This window comes from Bradyrhizobium sp. UFLA03-84 (assembly GCF_002289535.1).
Classification (GTDB): domain Bacteria; phylum Pseudomonadota; class Alphaproteobacteria; order Rhizobiales; family Xanthobacteraceae; genus Bradyrhizobium; species Bradyrhizobium viridifuturi.
This window is the reverse complement of sequence record NZ_NSJY01000013.1, coordinates 421,689-441,754: the sequence shown is the minus strand read 5'-3', so window position 1 is coordinate 441,754 and position 20,066 is coordinate 421,689. Positions and strand designations below refer to the sequence as shown.

Sequence of the window (20,066 nt, the reverse complement as noted above, 5' to 3'; positions counted from 1 at the left end):
GGTGATGAAAGACCGGGCCAAAAGCGGCCCATTGCATTCGCGATGATGACGGGCCATATTGCTATGATAATCATAGTAACAAGCCTGATGAAGTAATCGTGATGGCCAAAATCAAGGACAACAGGACTGACCAAACGCTGTGTCCGGTCGCCCGCGCCGAGACCGTCGTGGGCGACCGCTGGACTGTACTGGTTTTGCGCGAGCTGTTCGCGCGCAGTCATCGCTTCGAGGAGATTCAGGCGCAGACCGGGGGCACGCCGCAGATGATCACGGCGCGGCTGAAGAAGCTGGAAGCGGACGGCCTGGTGACGCGGCGCGTCTACAACAAGCGTCCGTTGCGCCACGAATATCACCTGACCGAGAAGGGCACGGCGTTCTTTCCGGTGTTGATGGCGCTGCGCGCCTGGGGTGAGACCTGGTGCAAGTCACCGAAGGAAGGCCGCGCGATGACCTACACGCACCTCGTCTGCGGCAAGCCGGCCGGGCTCGGCCCGGTCTGCGAGTCCTGTGGCGAGCCGGTCCGTCGCGAGGACATGGTTGGAGAGCGGACACCCAAATATCAAAAAGAGCGCGACGCGCGATGGGACACCTTCAAGGCGAGCCGCTGACCCCTTCGGGACCAACGGCGAAGCGGACAACTCAATCGCCGTCAGACCAATGAAGCATTTCGATCACGCGGGTCTGTTATGGCCCAGCCCCGCATAACACGGGAGACCACCATGCCATTCGTTCGTATTGACCTGAAGCGCGGCAAGTCCGCCGAATATCGCAAGACGCTGGGCGAGATCGTCTACAAGGCGATGCGCGACACCATCAACGTGCCCGAGAATGACAAGTTTCAGGTCATCACCGAGCATGACCGCGGCGACCTGAACCATGCCGACAACTATCTCGGCAACAGCTACAGCGACGATCTCATCTTCATCCAGATCACCATGAATGCCGGGCGCACGGTCGAGATGAAGAAGGCGTTCTACAAGCGGATCGTGGACGACTATCAGAGCCAGTTGCAGGGACGGCCCGACGATGTCGTCATCAACCTGGTCGAGGTCGTCAAGGAGAACTGGTCGTTCGGCAACGGCATCGCGCAGTACGCCAGCTGACCAGCGGAACAGGCATGCGCCGGACGGCGGGGCGCCCTGACCGGCGGCCTGCCTTCCGCCGCTTGCCGCCGGCGTTGCCAGCACGCATAGTGCGGCCCGTGCACGAACAATAACAGGCAGGGAGACAACCATGAGGACGATCGCAGCCGCGCTGTGCGCGCTCGCGCTGATCGCAACCGGTGCGCAGGCACAGACGCTGAAGGATTTCATGGCCACGGTCATGAAGAAATGGACTGCACCGTTCGAGCCGTACCAGCTGATCGACAACATCTACTATGTCGGCACCGACGGGATCGCCGTCTACATCATCAAGACCTCGCAAGGGCTGATCCTGATGGACACGGCGATGCAGCAGTCGACCGGCATGATCAAGGACAACATCACGAAGCTCGGCTTCAAGGTCGCCGACATCAAGATCATCCTCAACAGCCATGCCCATCTCGATCACACCGGCGGCTTTGCCGAGATCAAGCAGGAGACCGGCGCACAAATGATCGCCGGCGAGCGCGACAAGCCCCTGCTCGAGGGCGGCTACTATCCCGGCGACGAGAGCAACGCCGATCTTGCCTTTACGCCTGTGAAGGTCGACCGCACGGTCAAGGAAGGCGACAAGGTCACGCTCGGCGACACCACGCTGACCGCGCACGCCACGCCCGGCCATTCGCCGGGCTGCACCAGCTGGGAGATGACCGTGAAGGACGGCGGCGAGACGCGCGACGTGCTGTTCTTCTGCAGCGGAACGGTGGCGCTGAACCGGCTGGTCGGCCGCCCGACCTATCCCGGGATCGTCGACGACTACCGCTCGACCTTCGCGAAGGTCAAGACGATGAAGGTCGACGTGCTGCTCGGGCCGCATCCGGAGGTTTACGACATGCAGGCCAAGCGCGCGCAGATGAAGGACGGTGCGCCGAACCCGTTCGTCAAGCCGGGCGAAAACGCCAGCTATGTGGCGGGGCTGGAGCAGGATTTCGACAAGCAGCTCGCCAAGCAGACCGCCGCGCTCGCGAAGGCCAATTAGCCGCTCAATTTCGGCCGTTGCCGCGGCAACCATGGGCGCGGCGGCTTGACATGGCCAGGCAATCCATCGACAGGTGGATTGCCTTTCCGCTTTTGCCGCGCGCAATGACGGAACGTAACAAGACACCAAATGGGAGCCGCCCGATGTCGTCGCGCAAACCCGCCGCCAGCAAAGGCAAGACCGTCACCGTCAAGGACGCCACCTTCGGCCTGCTGCGCGCCTGGGGCATCAAGAAGGTGTTCGGCAATCCCGGTTCGACCGAGCTGCCGTTCCTGAGCGACTGGCCCGATGACATCGATTACGTGCTCGGCCTGCAAGAGGCCTCCGTCGTCGGCATGGCAGACGGCTATGCGCTGGCGACCCGCAATGCCGGCTTCGTCAACCTGCATTCGGCGGCCGGCGTCGGCAACGCGCTCGGCAACATCTACAACGCCTATCGCAACCAGACCCCGATGGTGATCACCGCCGGCCAGCAGGCGCGCTCGATCATGCCGCTGCAAGCCTTCCTCTATGCCGAGCGCGCCTCGGAATTCCCACGGCCTTACGTGAAATTCGCGGTCGAGCCGGCGCGCGCCGAGGACGTGCCGGCCGCGATCGCGCGCGCCTACTACGTCGCGATGCAGCCGCCCTGTGGGCCGACCTTCGTCTCGGTGCCGATCGACGACTGGGCGCATGCGACGCAGCCGCTGGAGGCCCGTCAGGTCAGCCGCGAGGTTGGCCCTGATGCCGCCGCGATGCGGGCACTGGTGGCTGCGCTCGGCGAGGCCAAGCGCCCTGCCCTCGTCGTCGGGCCGTCCGTCGATCGCGCCGAGGCGGTCGATCTCATGGTCAAGGTCGCCGAGAAGACCAAGGCTGCGGTCTGGGCCAGCCCGTTCTCGGCACGCTGCTCGTTCCCCGAGCGGCATCCGCAATTTGCCGGCTTCCTGCATGCGGCACCGGGCCAGCTTTCCGATGCGCTGCGCGAGCACGATCTCGTCGTCGTGGTCGGCGCGCCGGTGTTCACCTTCCATGTCGAGGGCCATGCGGCGATCTTCGACGGCGCGACCACGATCTTCCAGATCACCGACGATCCCGATGCCGCTGCGATGACGCCGACCGGCCACAGCATCATCGCGACGATGAAGCCGGCGCTGTCGGCGCTGCTCGAGCTGCTGCCCGAGACCAGGCGCACGGCACCTGCGGGCCGCATCCTGCCGCCGGCACCCGCGGCCGGCGATCCCATCCCCGCCGAATACGCGCTGCACGCGCTCTCGGCCGCGATGGGACCGCATGATGCGCTGGTCGAGGAAGTGCCATCGCATCGCCCGCTGATGCAGAAGGCGATGCCGATGCGCGGCCAGGATAGTTTCTACACCATGGCGAGCGGCGGCCTCGGCTACAGCCTGCCGGCCGCGGTCGGCATGGCGCTCGGTCGGCGCGAGGGGCGAACGGTCTGCCTGATCGGCGACGGCTCGGCGATGTATTCGATCCAGGCGCTGTGGACTGCAGCCCAGCGCAGGCTGCCGCTCACGGTCGTCGTGATGAACAATTCCGGCTATGGCGCGATGCATTCATTCAGCCAGGTGATGCAGGTGCGCAACGTGCCGGGTCTCGACCTGCCCGGCATCGATTTCGTCAAGCTCGCCGAAGGCATGGGCTGCGACGCGGTGCGGGTGGCGAAATCAGCCGAGCTCGCGGACGCCTACAAGCGTGGCTTGTCGGCGAAAGGCGCCAGCCTGATCGAGGTGATGGTCGATTCCGCGGTGCCGCTGCTCTACACGCAGAAGAGCTGAGCGGCGAGACGCGGCTCTTGCGCACTCGTAAGGAAGGCACCCCGGCGGCTGGGTTCCCTCCCCCCTTGCGGGGGAGGGAGCCCGATCAGTTTGCTCACCTCACGAGAGCGTTTTCTCGCTCCTGTTCCAACGTTTGCACTGACGGCGTCGGCACCTCGCAGCCGGTAGCGCAGCAGCGGCCGGGCTGCTTCGACACACGCTGGCCCTCGTCGACCAACCCGCGGCCGAGCAGATTTTCGACCAGCTCGGCCTTCTCCATCACGGGATAATTGCGCCAGATCTCGCGCTTCATGGCTTCCGGCGAGCCGCCGCCGTGCAGCGAGATCACCGAGTACCAGCCGGCTTCATGCGAGACCGTGAGGTCTTCGATCAGCCGCGCCACCTCGGCGCGCTGCTCGGTTGGAATGTCCGGACGTCCGCCCATCACGGCGGCGAGCGAGGCGCGCGTTTCCGGATTATGGTCCTCGTCGGGTCCCGGCAGCGCGACGATCAAGCCGCCGGAGACGTAATGCGCGACGCGGTGCATGTCGTAAATCTTGGTCGCCAGCAGCAGCTTGCCGATGTTGGAGAACACCGCATCCGGCATCACCGAGCCCGCCGGATCCCTGGTGCAATAGACCGAGGACGCGACGCCGCAGGCATAGAAGCTTTCTGTGATCGTGATCAGCTCGACCATCGCCTCGCGGATATGGGCGTGCTTCTCGGCATCGAGCCCGTTGGCCTCGATCATCAAGGCGCCGGCGCCGATCAGGAGATCGCCGAAGCCGGCGCGTGCACCGATGCAGGAGTGGCGGTGATGGGTGGCGTAGGACGTGGTGAGGAAGCCGCCCTCCTCGGTCTCGCCGGCGAGGAAGACGCTGTCGTGCGGCACGAACACGTCGTCGAAGATCACGACGCCGACCGACTGGCCGTACTTCGCCGAGAACTTTGCGCTGGCATCGCCGGGCCGGCCGGCGGGCCGCGCGACGATGGTCACGCCTGGCGCATCGATCGGCACCGCGCAACACACCGCGAAATCCTTGTCATCGGGCACATGGGTGCGGCACGGCATGACCAGGAACTCGTGCATGTAGGGCGCGCCGGTCACGATCGCCTTGGTGCCGCGGATCACGATGCCGTCGGGGCGGCGCTCCCTGATGTGGACATAGACGTCTGGATTGGCCTGCAGGCCCGGGCGCTTGGAACGGTCGCCCTTGGCATCGGTCATGGCGACGCCGAGCGTCAGGTCCTGGTCCTGCACCTCGTGCAGATAGTTGAGAAAGCGCTGGCTGTAGTCGGTGCCGTGGCGATCGTCGGTCAGCTTCGTCGCCTGATAGAGCCCGTTCAGCGCGTCATGGGTGAGATAGCGCTGCGCGCAGCCCGAGGTCCGGCACACCAGCCGTACCGCCTCGAGCTTGTAGAGCAGGTCCTGCGAGCTCTCATTGATGTGGAGCATGCGGTTGACGGTTTTGCCGGAGGTCGCCTGCCGTGCGGTCATGATCGCCGTGTGCTCGGCGTGGTGCGCGAAATCATAGGTCACGCCGACACCGGCGATGCCGGGCGCCAGCAAGGGCTCGTCCGCGACGCTCGCCACCGCCTCGCCATTGACGAACACCCGCGGTCGGTAGCGGCGCAGGGATTCCCGGTAGTCCGCGGCCGTCATCAGCATGGCGCTTCTCCCTTGCTCATTTATTCTAACATTGTTAAATTATTGAACAGCGTTAGAATTGAGTCAAGGACGGAATCGCCGGATGCAGATGCGCGAGAGCAGGAGGGAGGCGATCAGCCGCCACAAGCGGGAGCTGATCCTCGATGCGGCTCGCAGCGTGTTCGCCGAAGAAGGCCTCGAGGGCGCGAGCCTGCGTGCGATCGCGACCCGGGCCGGTTACACCCCGGCGGCGCTGTATTTCCATTTCGATTCCAAGGAGGCGATCTATGCTGAGGTGCTGCGGCAGTCGCTGGCCGCGCTCGGCGACGCCGTCAGCGCGGCAGTCGCGACCACGCGCGGCGCGAAGCAGCGGCTGCACGCCGCCGGGATGGGCTTCTTCCGCTACTATGCCGACAACCCGCGCGACCTCGATCTCGGCTTCTACCTGTTTCGCGGCGGCATGAAGCCGGCCGGGCTCGGCCATGACCGCGACCACGCGCTGAACGCCGCGCTGGAGGCAGCATTGCATCCGATCGCGGAAGCCGCCGAGGCGCTCGGCGCGTCCAGGCAGAAGGCGAATACGGCCATGGTGGACTGCTTTGCCCACGCCACCGGCCTCTTGCTGTTGCTGCACACCGGCCGCATCCGAATGTTCGGCGCCTCGGCGCCCGACCTGATGGACGCCTATCTCCGCGAGAAGATCGCGCAACTCGGTAAGGAGTGAAGCCATGCTGACGATCGATCCGAGACAGTCGCTGCTGCTGATCGTCGACTTCCAGTCCCGCCTGATGCCCGCGATCGATCAGGGCACGACAGCGGTGAGGAATGCACGGCGATTGATCGACATGGCCGGGCTCGTCGACATTCCCGTGATCTTCACCGAGCAGAATGCCAAAGGCCTCGGCGCGACCGTCGCCGAGCTCGCGACCACCGAGGCGCGACTGATCCACAAGATGACCTTCGATGCCGTCCGCGAGCGCGAATTCCTCGGCGCGATCCCACCCGACAGACACATCGTCGTCGCCGGCTGCGAAGCGCATGTCTGCGTGCAGCAGACCGTGCTCGGCCTCATCGACGCCGGCCGCAAGATCTATGTCGTGCGCGATGCGCTGGGCTCGCGCCGCGCCGAAGACAAGGACACTGCGATCCGCCGCATGGAGCGGCACGGCGCCGAGATCGTGACCACCGAGATGGTGGTGTTCGAATGGCTGGAAACCGCTGAGCATCCCCGGTTTCGCGAAGCAATTGCACTGATCAAGTGACGGCGCGATCAGCGACACAACCATCTCACCGAAGTGAGGGATGCACTTGCGGACGGGTTCCCTCCCCCTTGCGGGGGAGGGTTGGGGAGAGGGTACCACACGGGTGCTCTCTCGACGCTTCAACGACGCGCGAGCGAAATTGCGATGGCGACGCTTCGATCGATCATCTCGCCCGGAGCCACCCCTCTCCCGCAAGGGGAGAGGGAGCCTGACCAGGGTGCTCATCTCACACGCGCGACGCGAATTCGCTGGCCGTCACTTCCCGTGGCTCTCGCGCATCTTGGCCTGGATCTTGGCCATGCCGCCGATCCAGCGGTCGTAGTTCTCGGTCTTCTTGCGCATGTAGCCTAGCACCTGCGGGTGCGGCAGGATCAGGAAGGTCTCCTGCTCGATGCCCCTCAGCGCATCCTGTGCGACCTGCTCCGCGGTGAGATCGCCGTCACCGGATTGCGGGCCCTTCGGGATCGAGCGCAGCATGTTGGTGTCGACGCCTTGCGGGCAGAGGATCGAGACCTTGATGTTGTCGGCGCGGTGCGAGATCGCGAGGTTTTCGGCGAAGCCGACCGCGGCGTGCTTGGTGGTCGAGTAAGCGGGACTGCCGACCTGGGACAACAGGCCCGCGGCCGAGATCGTGTTGAGGAAGTAGCCCTCGCCGCGCGTCTTCATGCGCGGCACCAGATGCCGCGCGGCATAGACATGCGCCATCACATGGATCGCCCAGCTCCGCGACCATGGCTCGTCCGAGGTGCCGCCGGCATTCTTCGACAGCGGGTCGAAGCCGCCGCCGATGCCGGCGTTGGAGCAGAACAGCGCGATCGGGCCGAACATGCGCTCGGTCTCCTCGATCACATGCAGGACGTTCTTCTCCTGACCGACGTCGCATTTGAAGGCGGCACCGCCGACCGAGCCTGCGACCTTCTCGGCCGCGGCATGATCGAGGTCGACCACCACGACCTTGGATGCGCCGGCGGAATGGAACGCCTCGCACAGCGCCTTGCCGATGCCATTGCCACCGCCGGTGACCACCACCACTTTACCTGCCACCTGCATGGCCATCCTCCCGATATCTTGATTTCAGCGCATGATCCGGAAAGCCGGCGTCATGCTCAAACAGAGCGATCATGATAGCGCATCTTGTGCCGATGCATGATCTTTTCGAGAGGCCAGCCCGGTCTTTCGCGCAGCGCCGGTGGGCAGATCAGCTCGCCAGCACGACGTCGAACACCGCCGTATAGTGGCAGGCGGCCCCGAGCAGCACGAAGCCGTGCCAGATCGCATTCTGGAAGCGCAGCCGCCGCCAGGAATGGAAGATCACCCCGAGGCTATAGAGGATGCCGCCCGCCAGCACGAAGCCGAGCGCCATCGCCGGCAGCGCCTTCACGACGCGGTCGTAGAGCATGATGCCGCTCCAGCCCATCGCGAGATAAAGCCCGACCGAGAGGCGGTCGAAGCGGCCGGGATAACGCAGCTTCAGCCAGATGCCGACGATCGCCACGCACCACACGCCGACCAAGAGCGCGATCGCAAAATAGCTGTCCTTCAGTTCCACGATGAACGGCGTGTAGGTCGCGGCGATCAACAGATAGATCGCGGAATGATCGAAGCGCCGCAGGATCCATTTGGCGCGCGACACCGGCCAGAGATTATAGGTCGCCGACAGCGTCAGCATCGCGAGCAGGCCCGCGACATAGACCGACACCACGGCGACGTCGAACGGGCCGCCATAGACCGCGGTCAGCACGATCAGCGCTGTGGCGGCAACCAGCCCGAAAGCGACGCCGACCAGATGAACGACGCCGTCGGCGATCAGTTCGGCGCGGTCGTAGTTCCACAGCGCGGCGCCGGCCGCGTGGATCGAGGTCGAGGCAAGTTGCTTCAGGCGGAAGACCGTCATGCAGGCTTTCCTGTGGGCCTATTGATATGGGTAGCGCGGGTGGCGTGACGCGTTCAATCCCCCTGCAATCCCCCTCGCCCCCTCCCTCACCTGCAAAGGCGCCGGAAATGTGAAGCTTGATTTTGGCCCGATAATCGCCACCTTGCGGGTGATCGCCCGCCCCGTTTGGTCCCTCCTGCCGGGTCTTCGTTAACCCTCCATGCCCCCCAGGTTTCGAGATATCGTCGAGGAAGCCCGTCTCTCGGCGCGGGCGCTGCTCGACTATGGCGAGGGTTTGTTCAACCCGACGGTGCGGCTCGGCGTCACCGGCCTGTCGCGCGCCGGCAAGACCGTGTTCATCACCGCGCTGGTGCACGGCTTGACCCGCGGCGGCCGCTTCCCGGTGTTCGAGGCCTATGCCTCGGGACGGATCGCGCGCGCCTATCTCGCCCCGCAGCCCGACGATGCGGTGCCGCGCTTCGCCTACGAGAACCATGTCCGGACATTGGTCGAGGAGCGGACCTGGCCGACCTCGACCACCGACATCTCCGAGCTTCGCCTCGTGATCGAATATCAGCGGCAAAGCGGCGCAGACCGCACGCTGACCCTCGACATCGTCGACTATCCCGGCGAATGGCTGCTCGACCTGCCGCTGCTGGGCAAGAGCTACGAGCAATGGTCGGCGGAGGGCCTTGCATTGTCGCGCGAGCCGCTGCGCGCAAAACTCGCGGCGCCCTGGCACGCCCATCTCGCAACGCTGAAGCCTGAGGCGAGAGAGGACGAGCAGGCCGCGCTCACCGAAGCACGGCTGTTCACCGACTATCTACGCGCCTGCCGCGACGAGCGCTTTGCGATGAGCCTGTTGCCGCCCGGCCGCTTCCTGATGCCGGGCAACCTCGCCGACACGCCGGCGCTGACCTTCGCGCCGCTCGATGTGCCCATCGACGGCAGCGCGCCCGATCACTCGCTATGGGCGATGATGCGGCGGCGCTTTGAAGCCTACAAGGACGTCGTGGTGCGGCCGTTCTTCCGCGACCATTTCGCGCGGCTCGATCGCCAGATCGTGCTGGCGGATGCGCTCGCCGCGTTCAATGCCGGCCCCGAGGCGCTGCACGATCTCGAAGCGGCGCTCGCCGGCATTCTCGACTGCTTCCGGATCGGCCGCAGCACGATCCTGAGCGCGCTGTTCCGGCCGCGCATCGACCGCATCCTGTTCGCGGCAACCAAGGCCGACCACCTGCATCACCAGAGCCACGACCGGCTCGAAGCCGTGCTGCGGCGGATCGTGGCGAGGGCCGCCGAGCGCGCCGAATATGCCGGCGCCGAGATCGACGTCGTCGCGCTCGCCGCAGTGCGCGCCACCCGCGAGGCGCAGGTCCAGCGCGGCCGGGACAAGCTGCCGTCGATCCTCGGCACGCCGGCGCCGGGCGAAGTTGCCAATGGCGAGCGGCTTGATGGCGAGACGGAGGTCGCGACCTTTCCGGGCGACCTGCCCGACAATCCGGAGGAGCTGTTCAGCGGCGGCTTCCGCGGCCTCTCCAGCGGCGACACCGACGCGGCCGATTATCGTTTCCTGCGCTTCCGCCCGCCGAAGCTCGAACGAGGCGGCGATGCGGAGCCGGCGCTGCCTCACATCCGCCTTGACCGCGCCCTCCAGTTCCTGATCGGAGACAAACTGCAATGAACGAGAAGACGCCCCCGCGGCGGCCGGCGACGTTCAAGCTCGACGATCCCGGTGTGGTCGTGATGGATCCGGACGAGCCCGGCCGCCTCACACGCGGCACGATCCAGATCGTGCCCGAGGCCGAGCCCGCACAACTGCCGGTGCCGACAGATACGCCGCTGCTGCCGGAGCGTCGCGGCTTCCGCTGGGGCACACTGTTCTGGAGTGCGGTCGCGGGCCTCGTCGTGCTCGGCAGCGGGCTTGGCGTGATCAACTTGGTCGAGGATCTGTTCGCGCGCAACGAAGGCCTCGGCTTCCTTGGGCTGGCGCTCGCCGTCGTCGCGGCGGTGGCGCTCGCGGTCGTCACCATGCGCGAGCTGGTCGGTCTGGCGCGGCTTGCCACCATCGAGAAGCTGCACCTGCGCGCCGCCGAGGTGCTGATCAGCGACGACCGGGCCGCGAGCCGCACTGTGGTCGCCGATCTGCTCAAGCTCGCGCACCACACCCCGCAGCTCGCCCGCGCCCGCAGCGCGCTGCAGAGCCACACCGATGATATCATCGACGGCGCCGACATGATCCGCCTCGCCGAGCGCGAATTGATGACGCCGCTCGACGAGGAGGCGCGGCGGCTGGTGTCGTCGGCCGCGCAGCGCGTCTCCGTCGTCACCGCGGTCAGCCCGCGCGCGCTGTTCGATGTGCTGTTCGTGTTCGTGGCGAGCTTGCGGATGATCCGGCAACTGGCGCGGCTTTATGGCGGCCGGCCCGGCGCGCTCGGCATGATCCGCCTGCTGCGCCACGTGATCGCGCATCTCGCGATCACCGGCGGCATGGCCGCGAGCGACAGCCTGATCCAGCAGATGCTCGGCCACGGCATCGCGGCCAAACTCTCGCAGCGGCTCGGCGAAGGCATGCTCAACGGCCTGTTGACCGCCCGCCTCGGCCTCGCCGCCATCGACGTCACCCGCCCGCTTCCCTTCAACGCCCTGCCGCGCCCGGCGCTAACCGATCTGGCAAAGGATTTGATCCGCAAGCGCGACGAAGAGGAATAACGGCGCAGGGTCGGCAGAGACACGTTTGCGCCGTGCCCACCATCAACCGTCTCGCGACAAACACAGCTGTCGTCCCTGCGAAAGCAGGGACCCATACGCCGCAGCGGATGTTGTGAACGGAGCTCACCGTTACAGCAACGCAAGACAGCCAGCATCGGTGGTTATGGGTCCCTGCTTTCGCAGGGACGACATCGAGGGTGTTACGCGAGTGTCTCTCGGCAAGCTTCACCTGCGGAGAGAGCCCCCTCATCCGGCGCGCGAATGCGCGCCACCTTCTCCCGCAAGGGAAGAAGGAAGACGCATCGCCAGCACGCGCCAGCGGAAGAACGTGGTGTCCGGCGGCGGCGACAGATCGGGGGTCCAGCCTGAGATCTTCTCCAGCGAATAGGTGTCCATCACCATGCCGCGCCAGCTCCGCGTCACGCGCTCCAGCGGCTGGCGCACCGCTGACGTTTCGTTCCACAGCGGCAGATTGTTCTCCGGCTCGCGCCCGACATAGATGCCGACGTGATCGCGGATCTTGCTCATGCCGGGATCGGCAAAACCCTGGAAGCGGCCGCGCTCATTGATCTCGATGACAGGCACCCGCCCGCGCAGCATCCAGCGCAGCATCGCATAGGTGCGGTAGTCCGTGGTCGCGACCCAGGTCGCGCCGGTGGCCTCGACCTGTGCCAGGGTATGCGCGGCCACCAATTCATAGCCCGCCTCGGTGCCGATCGGATCGGTACGGCCGATCAGATTCCACGGCGCGAACATGTAATAGAGGAACACGCAGACGACGAAGGCGATGCCTGTCGTGATCGCGGTCCGCGCCCAATAGATCGTCGATTTGACGAGACCGGTCGACCAGCCCTCGAACGGCATCCGCGTCAAATTGATAGCGACCGCCGCAAAGCCGGCCGGCCACAGGAACATCGGCCAGGTGTCGCCGACCCGCAATGTCAGCGACTTCCAGAGGAAGTAGATGAACGGCACCAGCACCGCGGTCGACAGCAGGATCGCGACCGGCTCGCGTCTGGCATAGCCGCGCCACGCCGTCAGCACTGTCGCGAACAGCGTCACCGGCAGCAGCACGAAGCCGACCAGGCCGAATTGCATGCCGATGAATTCGCCGAGGGTGCGCAGCGTCAGATCGCGCTCGACGGTGGCGCGCACCGCCTGGAAACGGAACGAGGCCCAGTCATGCTCGGCATTCCAGATCAGCACCGGCGAGAACACGACGATCGCGATCAGCGCGGCAAGGTACGGATATGGGCTGCGCAGCCAGCGCCAGCGCCAGTCCGGCATCAGCGCAAAGGCGAGCACCGCCGGCGCGAACATGATCGCGGTAAACTTCGACAGCAGCGCAAGCCCTGCGAACAGCCCTGCCGCGAGCCACCAGCGCCCGTCATCGCTCTGCGCGAGCCGCACCAGCGACCACAGCATCGCCACCGAAAACGGGATTAGCGCCGTATCCGGCGCGACCTTGGCCATCAACAGCCCGTAATAAAGCGCGGCCTCCGGCAGCAGCAACGCCAGCATCACGGCGCGGATATTGTTGGCCGTGACGCGGCGGACGATGTCGGCGAGCAGGAGCTGGGTCACCAGCATTGCCACGATACCACCGAGGCGGACGCCGAGATTGGTGTCGCCGAGAACAGCGGTGCCGAGGCGGATGAGCCAGGCGACCATCGGCGGATGGTCGAGGAAGGACAGCACGTTTTCCTTCGACCAGGTCCAGTAATAGGCCTCGTCGGTGCGCAGATCGAGCGCATGGGCATAGACCAGCCGCATCGCGGTCATGGCAACGATCACGGCGATGACGCCACGCCAGTCCGGCGCCCGCGAACGGGCCGGCTTAACGCCGATGTTATCGGCTCCAGGTTCGGCTTTAGGTCCGGCTTGGGTTATCGTCACGGCCGCTTTTTGTTCGACTCTTAACGGAGTGTCAACGTTCCGCGCGGCCCGCTGTCCCGGCGCGTCCGGACCCGTGGTGGTGTTCAGCGCGGGAATTAAACATTAGACTTGCCGATCATGAATCACATGGCCTCCCCCTCGCGCGAGCACCTGCAGGACATGGCCCGCGGCATCGGCCAGCGGCAGGTCCGCCTGGTCACGGGGACGATCATGTTCGCCTACCTGATCAGCCATTTCCTCAACCATGCGCTCGGCAATATCTCGACCGAGGCGATGGCGATCGGGGTGCACTACCACACGGAGTTCTGGCAGTTCCTGCCGGTCGCGGTCGTGTTCTATTCCGCTTGCCTGGTGCACGCCGCGCTCGGCATCTGGGCGCTGTTTGAGCGGCGCGAGTTCCACTGGAAGGCGATCGAGCCGCTGCAGCTCACCCTCGGCCTCAGCGTCCCGATGCTGATCGTCGCCCACGTCGTCGGCGTCCGGCTCGGCCAGACCCTGTACGGGCACGAGAAGCTCTATCCGCAGGAGCTCTACACGTTCTTCATCGCAGCGCCGAACCGGCTGTGGACGATGCTGGCGGTGCTGGTGATCGCCTGGGTGCATGGCTGTATCGGCCTGTATTTCTGGCTGCGGATGCGCGCGTTCTTCAAGCGCGCGGCGCCCTATCTGCTCGCCACCGCCGTGCTGATCCCGACGCTGGCGATGCTCGGCATCTACCAGGCCGGTCGCGCCACGATCGCCGACTACCAGGATCCCGACTGGCGGCGCGAGGAGTTGTCGGTGCAGAAGCTCGGCACGGCGGCGCAGGGGGCCATGCTCGAGAAGATCACCGACGACCTGACGATCGGCTATCTCAGCCTACTCGGCCTCGTGCTGCTCGCGCGCGGTGCGCGGACCCTGCTGGAACGCCGGGGCGGCATGATCGCACTGTCCTATGGCAACGGCCGCACGCTGCGGGTGCCCAGGGGACTGAGCGTGCTGGAAGCGAGCCTGCGCTACAACGTGCCGCATGCCAGCGTCTGCGGCGGCCGTGCGCGCTGCTCGACCTGCCGCATCCGCATCATCGGCGATCACGCCACCCTGCCCGAACCTTCGCCGCGCGAGGCCTTCGTGCTGCACCGGGTCGGCACCGACGATCCCTCGATCCGGCTGGCCTGCCAGTTGCGGCCGACCTCCGACCTGACCTTCTTCCAGTTGTTCCTGCCGAGCACGATGTCGGCCAACGCGCATGCCGGCAATCCGACGCGGGTCGGCCAGGAGCGTTATCTCGTCAGCATGTTCGTCGACATGCGTGGCTCGACGCAGCTCGCCGAGAAGCGGTTGCCGTTCGACACCGTGTTCATCGTCAACCGCTTCCTAGGCGCTGTGTCGCAAGCGGTGCTGGAAGCCGGCGGGCGGCCCAACCAGTTCATCGGCGACGGCATGCTGGCGCTGTTCGGGCTCTCCTCCGACCGGCACGAGGCCTGCCGCCAGGCGCTGCGCGCTGCGGCGCTGATCGCAGCCAATATCGACGAGCTGAACCAGTTTCTCAGCCACGATTTGCGCGAGCCGATCCGCTTCGGCATCGGCATCCATGGTGGCGAGGTGATCGTCGGCGATATCGGCTATCGCGACCACATGGTGTTCACCGCGCTCGGCGATGCGGTCAACGTCGCGGCACGGCTGCAAGACATGACCAAGGCGCTGGCCTGCGAGGCCGTCATTTCCGACGAGGTGCGCGTCACAGCCGGCCTCGCCGACGATGCCCTGCCCGCGCAGGAGGTCGCGATCCGCGGCCGCAACGAGCCGATGACCGTGCGCACCGTCGAGGCGACGCGGGTGCTGTCGGCGCTGGTCGACGAGCGGCGTGCCGTCGCGGCCTGATCGGTTCATCTCCCCTTCACCGAATGTGACCTGCCGCACATCCAGCAGAGCGTTCAGCCGCGATGCTCGAACGCGTCCCGTGCCGGATGCGACTGACTGGCGATGGGTAACACTGCAACCGCGCCGCGACAGAGTTCAACGCGCATCTGAAGGAGACGACCATGCTTCGCAAAGTCACGCTTGCTCTCGCTACCGCCGCAACCCTCGGTGCCGCCGCGCTGGCTCCGACCTCGGCGTCCGCCAAGCCGTTCTTCTGGCATCCGTACCACCATCACTTCTGGGGTGGCCCGGGCATCTCCGTCGGCTTCGTCGACTCCGGGTGCTACGTCACCCGCCTGGTGATGACGCCCTACGGCTATCGCTATCGTACCGTCAACGTCTGCTACTGATCGAACCAACACCTGGAAGCGAAATGCCCCGGTCGCCTCATGCGATCGGGGCTTTTCGCTATTGCAACGCAACGCCGGTAAGCGCTGCGAAAGCTCAATTGACTCGGGATCGTCAGGTGCGACATTTGTCGCCGCGCGCTTTCCATGATGCGACGGCGCGCAAGGCAGAATGAGCCTGGTGATGACCAGCTCACGACAAAACAGCTTCGGAGGAAGCGGAATGCTCGATCGACGAGACTTGATGAAGCGCGCCGGGTTGGCGGCTTTGGTGACGGGGCTGGGATCAAGGGGCGCGTTCGCCCTCGACACCGTGACGCTGCCCATTGGCAACGGCGAACGGCCGCTGGTCCGCTACCCGCAGAAGCGCCCGATGATCGGCCTGACCAGCCGGCCGCCGCAGCTCGAAACCCCGTTTGCGATCTTCAACGACGGTCCGCTGACGCCGAACAACGCGTTCTTCGTCCGCTATCACCTCGCCGGCATCCCCTACGACCTCGATCCGGACAAGTTCACGCTCGAGATCAAGGGCAAGGTCGACAAGCCGCTGAAGCTGTCGCTGAAGGATGTCCGCAAACTGAAGCCCGTCGAGCTCGTCGCCGTCAACCAGTGCTCCGGCAACAGCCGCGGCTTCTTCAATCCGCGCGTCGCCGGCGGCCAGCTCGGCAACGGCGCGATGGGCTGCGCGCGCTGGCATGGCGTGCCGCTGAAGACCGTGCTCGACATGGCCGGCGTGCAGGCCGGCGCCAAGCAGGTCACCTTTGGCGGCATGGACGGCCCGGTCATGGAGACGACGCCCGATTTCGTCAAGGCGCTCGACATCGACCATGCGCGCGACGGCGAGGTGATGCTGGCCTGGGGCATGAACGGCGAGGACCTGCCGTTCCTCAACGGCTTCCCGCTCCGCCTCGTGGTGCCCGGCTATTACGGCACCTATTGGGTGAAGCACCTCAACGAGATCACCGTGATCGACAACGTGTTCGACGGCTTCTGGATGAAGTCCGCCTACCGGATTCCGGATACGCCCAACAACGCGGTCGAGCCCGGCACCGCACCGAAGGCGACGATCCCGATCAACCGCTTCACGGTGCGCTCGTTCATCACCAGCGTTGCCGACGGCGCCAAGCTGAAGGCCGGCCGCACCACGCTGCGCGGCATCGCCTTCGACGGCGGCAAGGGCATCAAGGAGGTCGTGGTCTCGACCGACGGCGGCAAGAGCTGGACACCGGCGAAGCTCGGCAAGGACCTCGGCAAATACGCGTTCCGCGAATGGAAGCTGAAGGTCGCGCTTCCCGCCGGCCCGTCGGAGCTGAAGGTGCGCGCCACCAACAATGCCGGCGACACCCAGCCGATGGACCCGTTGTGGAATCCGGCAGGCTATCTCCGCAACGTCGTCGAAACCGTGCGCGTCACCGCGGCGTGAGGAGAAGCATCATGACCAGCAAGCTGCTTGCCTCCCTCGCCGCGATCGCGGCACTCTCGATCGGCGCTGCGATCGCCGCGCCCGTCAACTACACGCTTCCCGAGGAGACTGCGGCGTTCAAGCCGGGTCCCAACCTCGACGTGGTGCAGAACAATTGCTCCGGCTGCCACTCGGCGGACTACATCAAGACCCAGCCGCAGGGCGAGAAGTTCAAGAAGGACTTCTGGCAGGCCGAGGTGACCAAGATGATCAAGGTCTACGGCGCGCCGATCGACCAGGCCGACGTCGGCAAGATCGTCGAGTATCTCTCCGCGACCTATTGAAGACGGAGTCCCTCGATCCCCCGCGCGCCCGCCACAAGGCAGCGCGCGGGACCATTGATCCAATTCGGGTCAGAGAAACCCGATTTTTGCACTGCATCAATTGACCACGAAACAGGCAATCCGGCGCCAAAACCCTGCAAAACGGGTTGTTTCCGGGCAAAAACACACCGTGGTTTGATCTACCCAGCTTTTTTCAAACTGCTATCCTGTGCAGTACGGACAAGCCGGTTTGTGCGGGGACCGGCTGGTCTGTTTTCGATTGATTCCGCGGAGACGACTGGAATGCCCAAAGGTACAGTGAAGTGGTTCAACCCGACCAAGGGTTATGGATTCATCCAGCCCGCAACGGGCGGCAAGGACATTTTCGTTCATATTTCAGCAGTTCAGAAGGCTGGTCTTCAGAGCCTCAACGAGGGCCAGTCAGTTGAATACGAAGAAATCGCGAATCGCGGCAAGACGTCAGCCGAGAACCTCAAGGTCTAGCGCTCCGCGCAAGATCGAGCGGCGCACTCTCGGACGCCATCCGGGAGTGAGGGCCGATCCAACATCACACGCGTGACGTTCGGCGGAGCGGGCACGGTGCCCGCGCGCCACGGCATCGAATTTTTTCCCACCGTCATCGATTGCGCGTCGACATCTATCCATTGCGCTGGAAAGACGCGCTGCTGTCGTGTCGCCGTGTCACAGGCAGGTGCCGCTCTGGCCATTGCCGCACGGCACCCGTTTCGACAATTCCTGGACCTTGCGCTTCGACTCCGCCTGCGCCAGCACGTCGAACACGCTCGACGGCACGAGCTGCGTCGCCTTGCGGAAGTCGTCGGTCGCCTTGTCGGTGTGGTTGAGCGCCTCGTGCGCCTTGGCGCGGGCGAACAGGTTCTCGACCGTCTCCTTCTGGGCAATGGCCCGATCCAGGTCTTCGACCGCTTTGGTGTATTCGCGCTGCGCCGACCATGCGATGCCGCGCAGCGTCAGGGCATCGAGGTAATCGGGCCGGGTAGCCAGCACAGCATTGAGATCCTTCATCGCGTCATCGGTCTTCTTCAGTCCAAGATAGGCGCGCGCACGCAGCACTTGCGGAAACGGGTCATTCGGCATTTTGGCGACGATCGGATCGATCGCGAGCACCGCGCGGTCGTACTGCGCTGAAGTGAGCATCGCCAGCGCGCGACCGAGTTGCGCGGTGGGGTTGTTGGGGTTTCGCTCCAGCACGCCGTTGATATCGACCAGCCCCTCGTCGGCGCGCCCCTTGAGCAGCAACGCCAACCCACGCCATGATTTCGCGAGCAGATTGGTCGGGGTGATCGCCAGCGCCTGGTCGAAATCGAGCAATGCCTTGTCGATCTGCTTGAGGTTGATGTAGGCGAGCCCGCGCTCGGTGAATGCCAGCGAGTCCTTGCCGTTCAGCGATATCGAATGGTCATAGTCGGCGACGGCATCCTGCGTCTTGCCGGTGCCGGCCTTGACCAGGCCGCGGCCGAGATAGGCCATCGCATTGTTCGGATCGAGCGCAATGGCGCGGGTGGCATCCGCCATCGCCGCATCGAACTGCCGAAGCGCCGCCGAGTTGACCGAGCGGAAGGCGAGCAGCGGCGCATCGTTCGGCTTGAGCTTGAGCAGGCTGTCGAGGTCGTTGCGCGCGTCTACGAACCGGGCGACCCCCGAATAGGCCACTGCACGCAGCCGAAGTGCGCCCTCATTGCCGGGATCACCAGTCAGCACCCTGTTGAGATTGGTGATCGCGCCCGCATAGTTGCGCTCGGCCACCATCAGCCTGGCTTGGTCGAGCAACTGGGTGGTTGCCGGCGCGAGCGGTTGCGCCGGCGGCGCCACGGGCACGGCGGGCGCCACGCCGGACTTCGCCAATTCAGCCTGCATGGCGAGCGCCTGCTGGCGCTGCTGCTGAATCTCCTTGTTGTCGGGCAGGAACGTCAGCAGCTTGTCGAAATCGCCGATCGCCCTGACGTAGTCGCCCTTGGCGCTGTAGAGCTGGGCGCGGGCGAAATAGGCGTTGCGCTCGGTCTGCGGCGCCTGCGCGATGGCGCGCGAGAAATCCTCGATCGCGTGATCGATGTCTCCCTTGCGACGATAGGCCTGACCGCGCCAGTAGAACGCGTTCGGCGTGCTTGCATTGACGGCGATCGCGGTGTTGGCGTCGGCCAGCGCCGCATCGGGCTGTCCGGTTTCGACATAGGCTCGCGCCCGCCCGACATGGGCCGCGGGAAGATCCTGCCGCAGCGTGATCGCCTCGCCGTAATCGGAGATCGCATCGGCCCAGGCGCGCTGGTCGGCGCGCAGATTGCCGCGCGCCAGGAAGCCGAACGGATTCTTCGGCTCGAGCTCGATCGCGCGATCGAAATCGGCCCGCGCCTGGTCGAGGCTGCCCTTGCGCTGCCGAAGATAGCCGTGAGCGATCAGCGCGGGCACGAATTGCGAGTTTAGCTGCAACGCCGCATCGGCATCGCTCAAGGCCTGATCGATCTTGTTGCGGGCGATGTAGAATCGCGCGCGGCCGGTGAACGCCTTGGTCCGCTCCTCAGTGGAGCGCGCGGCATCGTTGATGATGCCCGAACACGCCGCCTCGGCCTTGTCCGACGGCGGCCCGTTGCAGTCCTCGACGTCACCGGCGCGGGCGGAAACCGCGAGCGCGGGCCAGAGAAGCAGTGCAAGCGTCAGCAACAGCTGGAAACGAATGCCGCTCATGGCAGCGCCGGTGCAGGTCGAACGTGAACGCATGTCGTAGCCTCGGGTTGACCGAATGCTGGCCGTCTTATCGCGTCACTTGGTTCGTACGATGATGGGCCAGGAAAC

18 protein-coding genes are annotated in these 20,066 nt (G+C 65.4%); 13 read left to right on the top strand and 5 right to left on the bottom strand.

What is annotated here, in order from left to right; all coding sequences use genetic code 11:
* Positions 1 to 101 precede the first annotated feature (101 nt).
* From CK489_RS16155 to mdlC, 4 genes are all read left to right on the top strand, one after another.
* A complete protein-coding gene (locus CK489_RS16155; protein WP_095732954.1) occupies positions 102 to 608 on the top strand; it encodes a winged helix-turn-helix transcriptional regulator in 507 nt (168 codons plus the stop codon).
* Between the two features lie 111 nt (positions 609 to 719).
* A complete protein-coding gene (locus tag CK489_RS16150; RefSeq protein WP_095733662.1) occupies positions 720 to 1,103 on the top strand; it encodes a tautomerase family protein in 384 nt (127 codons plus the stop codon).
* A 130-nt stretch (positions 1,104 to 1,233) separates the two neighbouring features.
* Positions 1,234 to 2,121, top strand: coding sequence for a BJP family subclass B3 metallo-beta-lactamase (gene blaBJP / locus CK489_RS16145; RefSeq protein ID WP_050628180.1), 888 nt, complete (start codon positions 1,234 to 1,236; stop codon positions 2,119 to 2,121).
* A gap of 143 nt (positions 2,122 to 2,264) precedes the next feature.
* The gene (gene mdlC, locus CK489_RS16140) at positions 2,265 to 3,893 is read left to right on the top strand and encodes a benzoylformate decarboxylase (RefSeq protein ID WP_095732953.1); all 1,629 of its coding nucleotides are present in this window, start codon (positions 2,265 to 2,267) and stop codon (positions 3,891 to 3,893) included.
* A gap of 94 nt (positions 3,894 to 3,987) precedes the next feature.
* Here the strand turns inward: mdlC and CK489_RS16135 are convergent, their stop codons facing one another.
* Positions 3,988 to 5,541 carry a 4-hydroxyphenylacetate 3-hydroxylase family protein gene (locus CK489_RS16135; RefSeq protein ID WP_095732952.1) on the bottom strand — a complete coding sequence of 518 codons (1,554 nt, stop codon included), beginning with the start codon at positions 5,539 to 5,541 and terminating at the stop codon, positions 3,988 to 3,990.
* A gap of 82 nt (positions 5,542 to 5,623) precedes the next feature.
* Between CK489_RS16135 and CK489_RS16130 the strand changes: the two genes are divergently transcribed.
* On the top strand, positions 5,624 to 6,244 hold the full coding sequence (locus CK489_RS16130; RefSeq protein ID WP_095732951.1) for a TetR family transcriptional regulator: 621 nt from the start codon (positions 5,624 to 5,626) through the stop codon (positions 6,242 to 6,244).
* A 4-nt stretch (positions 6,245 to 6,248) separates the two neighbouring features.
* A complete protein-coding gene (locus CK489_RS16125; RefSeq protein ID WP_095732950.1) occupies positions 6,249 to 6,782 on the top strand; it encodes an isochorismatase family protein in 534 nt (177 codons plus the stop codon).
* A 255-nt stretch (positions 6,783 to 7,037) separates the two neighbouring features.
* On the opposite strand, the gene CK489_RS16120 is transcribed toward CK489_RS16125, so the two are convergent.
* Both CK489_RS16120 and trhA read right to left on the bottom strand, forming a co-directional pair.
* Entirely contained in the window at positions 7,038 to 7,832 is a 795-nt protein-coding gene (locus tag CK489_RS16120; RefSeq protein ID WP_095733661.1) for an SDR family oxidoreductase, read from the bottom strand.
* Positions 7,833 to 7,980: 148 nt separating this feature from the next.
* A complete protein-coding gene (gene trhA, locus CK489_RS16115) occupies positions 7,981 to 8,676 on the bottom strand; it encodes a PAQR family membrane homeostasis protein TrhA (RefSeq protein ID WP_095732949.1) in 696 nt (231 codons plus the stop codon).
* Positions 8,677 to 8,875: 199 nt separating this feature from the next.
* On the opposite strand from trhA, the gene CK489_RS16110 reads away from it, so the two are divergent.
* Together CK489_RS16110 and CK489_RS16105 are read left to right on the top strand one after the other, a co-directional pair.
* Complete coding sequence (locus CK489_RS16110) at positions 8,876 to 10,339, top strand: YcjX family GTP-binding protein (protein WP_095732948.1); 1,464 nt, start codon at positions 8,876 to 8,878, stop codon at positions 10,337 to 10,339.
* A complete protein-coding gene (locus CK489_RS16105) occupies positions 10,336 to 11,367 on the top strand; it encodes a YcjF family protein (protein WP_095732947.1) in 1,032 nt (343 codons plus the stop codon). Before CK489_RS16110 ends, CK489_RS16105 begins: the two co-directional genes overlap by 4 nt.
* 246 nt (positions 11,368 to 11,613) lie before the next feature.
* Here the strand turns inward: CK489_RS16105 and CK489_RS16100 are convergent, their stop codons facing one another.
* The gene (locus CK489_RS16100) at positions 11,614 to 13,149 is read right to left on the bottom strand and encodes a glycosyltransferase family 39 protein (protein ID WP_198960937.1); all 1,536 of its coding nucleotides are present in this window, start codon (positions 13,147 to 13,149) and stop codon (positions 11,614 to 11,616) included.
* 231 nt (positions 13,150 to 13,380) lie between these two features.
* Between CK489_RS16100 and CK489_RS16095 the strand changes: the two genes are divergently transcribed.
* The 5 genes from CK489_RS16095 to CK489_RS16075 all read left to right on the top strand — a co-directional run bounded on the left by CK489_RS16095 (position 13,381) and on the right by CK489_RS16075 (position 17,741).
* Positions 13,381 to 15,126, top strand: coding sequence for an adenylate/guanylate cyclase domain-containing protein (locus tag CK489_RS16095; protein WP_502694122.1), 1,746 nt, complete (start codon positions 13,381 to 13,383; stop codon positions 15,124 to 15,126).
* Positions 15,127 to 15,287: 161 nt separating this feature from the next.
* Entirely contained in the window at positions 15,288 to 15,515 is a 228-nt protein-coding gene (locus tag CK489_RS16090) for a hypothetical protein (RefSeq protein WP_021079752.1), read from the top strand.
* Positions 15,516 to 15,735: 220 nt separating this feature from the next.
* Positions 15,736 to 16,935: a SorA family sulfite dehydrogenase catalytic subunit gene (sorA, locus tag CK489_RS16085; RefSeq protein ID WP_095732945.1), complete on the top strand. Its 1,200-nt coding sequence runs from the start codon at positions 15,736 to 15,738 to the stop codon at positions 16,933 to 16,935.
* An 11-nt stretch (positions 16,936 to 16,946) separates the two neighbouring features.
* Positions 16,947 to 17,258 (top strand): SorB family sulfite dehydrogenase c-type cytochrome subunit, encoded by a 312-nt coding sequence (sorB, locus tag CK489_RS16080; protein ID WP_050423777.1) that lies wholly within the window; start codon positions 16,947 to 16,949, stop codon positions 17,256 to 17,258.
* A gap of 282 nt (positions 17,259 to 17,540) precedes the next feature.
* Positions 17,541 to 17,741, top strand: a complete 201-nt coding sequence (locus CK489_RS16075) for a cold-shock protein (protein WP_021079749.1) — start codon at positions 17,541 to 17,543, stop codon at positions 17,739 to 17,741.
* Positions 17,742 to 17,939: 198 nt separating this feature from the next.
* Here CK489_RS16075 and CK489_RS16070 read toward each other — a convergent pair whose 3' ends face one another.
* Positions 17,940 to 19,991 (bottom strand): tetratricopeptide repeat protein, encoded by a 2,052-nt coding sequence (locus CK489_RS16070; RefSeq protein ID WP_095732944.1) that lies wholly within the window; start codon positions 19,989 to 19,991, stop codon positions 17,940 to 17,942.
* Positions 19,992 to 20,066: the final 75 nt, after the last annotated feature.

Excerpts from the sequence above, each read along its gene's own strand:
- CK489_RS16110 (WP_095732948.1), top strand. The coding sequence starts at position 8,876 with ATGCCCCCCAGGTTTCGAGATATCGTCGAGGAAGCCCGTCTCTCGGCG.
- CK489_RS16090 (WP_021079752.1), top strand. The coding sequence starts at position 15,288 with ATGCTTCGCAAAGTCACGCTTGCTCTCGCTACCGCCGCAACCCTCGGT.
- CK489_RS16120 (WP_095733661.1), bottom strand. The coding sequence starts at position 7,832 with ATGCAGGTGGCAGGTAAAGTGGTGGTGGTCACCGGCGGTGGCAATGGC.
- CK489_RS16070 (WP_095732944.1), bottom strand. The coding sequence starts at position 19,991 with ATGCGTTCACGTTCGACCTGCACCGGCGCTGCCATGAGCGGCATTCGT.
- CK489_RS16075 (WP_021079749.1), top strand. The coding sequence starts at position 17,541 with ATGCCCAAAGGTACAGTGAAGTGGTTCAACCCGACCAAGGGTTATGGA.
- mdlC (WP_095732953.1), top strand. The coding sequence starts at position 2,265 with ATGTCGTCGCGCAAACCCGCCGCCAGCAAAGGCAAGACCGTCACCGTC.
- CK489_RS16095 (WP_502694122.1), top strand. The coding sequence starts at position 13,381 with ATGAATCACATGGCCTCCCCCTCGCGCGAGCACCTGCAGGACATGGCC.
- blaBJP (WP_050628180.1), top strand. The coding sequence starts at position 1,234 with ATGAGGACGATCGCAGCCGCGCTGTGCGCGCTCGCGCTGATCGCAACC.
- CK489_RS16105 (WP_095732947.1), top strand. The coding sequence starts at position 10,336 with ATGAACGAGAAGACGCCCCCGCGGCGGCCGGCGACGTTCAAGCTCGAC.
- CK489_RS16100 (WP_198960937.1), bottom strand. The coding sequence starts at position 13,149 with ATGACCGCGATGCGGCTGGTCTATGCCCATGCGCTCGATCTGCGCACC.
- CK489_RS16125 (WP_095732950.1), top strand. The coding sequence starts at position 6,249 with ATGCTGACGATCGATCCGAGACAGTCGCTGCTGCTGATCGTCGACTTC.
- CK489_RS16150 (WP_095733662.1), top strand. The coding sequence starts at position 720 with ATGCCATTCGTTCGTATTGACCTGAAGCGCGGCAAGTCCGCCGAATAT.
- sorB (WP_050423777.1), top strand. The coding sequence starts at position 16,947 with ATGACCAGCAAGCTGCTTGCCTCCCTCGCCGCGATCGCGGCACTCTCG.
- CK489_RS16130 (WP_095732951.1), top strand. The coding sequence starts at position 5,624 with ATGCAGATGCGCGAGAGCAGGAGGGAGGCGATCAGCCGCCACAAGCGG.
- CK489_RS16135 (WP_095732952.1), bottom strand. The coding sequence starts at position 5,541 with ATGCTGATGACGGCCGCGGACTACCGGGAATCCCTGCGCCGCTACCGA.
- sorA (WP_095732945.1), top strand. The coding sequence starts at position 15,736 with ATGCTCGATCGACGAGACTTGATGAAGCGCGCCGGGTTGGCGGCTTTG.
- trhA (WP_095732949.1), bottom strand. The coding sequence starts at position 8,676 with ATGACGGTCTTCCGCCTGAAGCAACTTGCCTCGACCTCGATCCACGCG.
- CK489_RS16155 (WP_095732954.1), top strand. The coding sequence starts at position 102 with ATGGCCAAAATCAAGGACAACAGGACTGACCAAACGCTGTGTCCGGTC.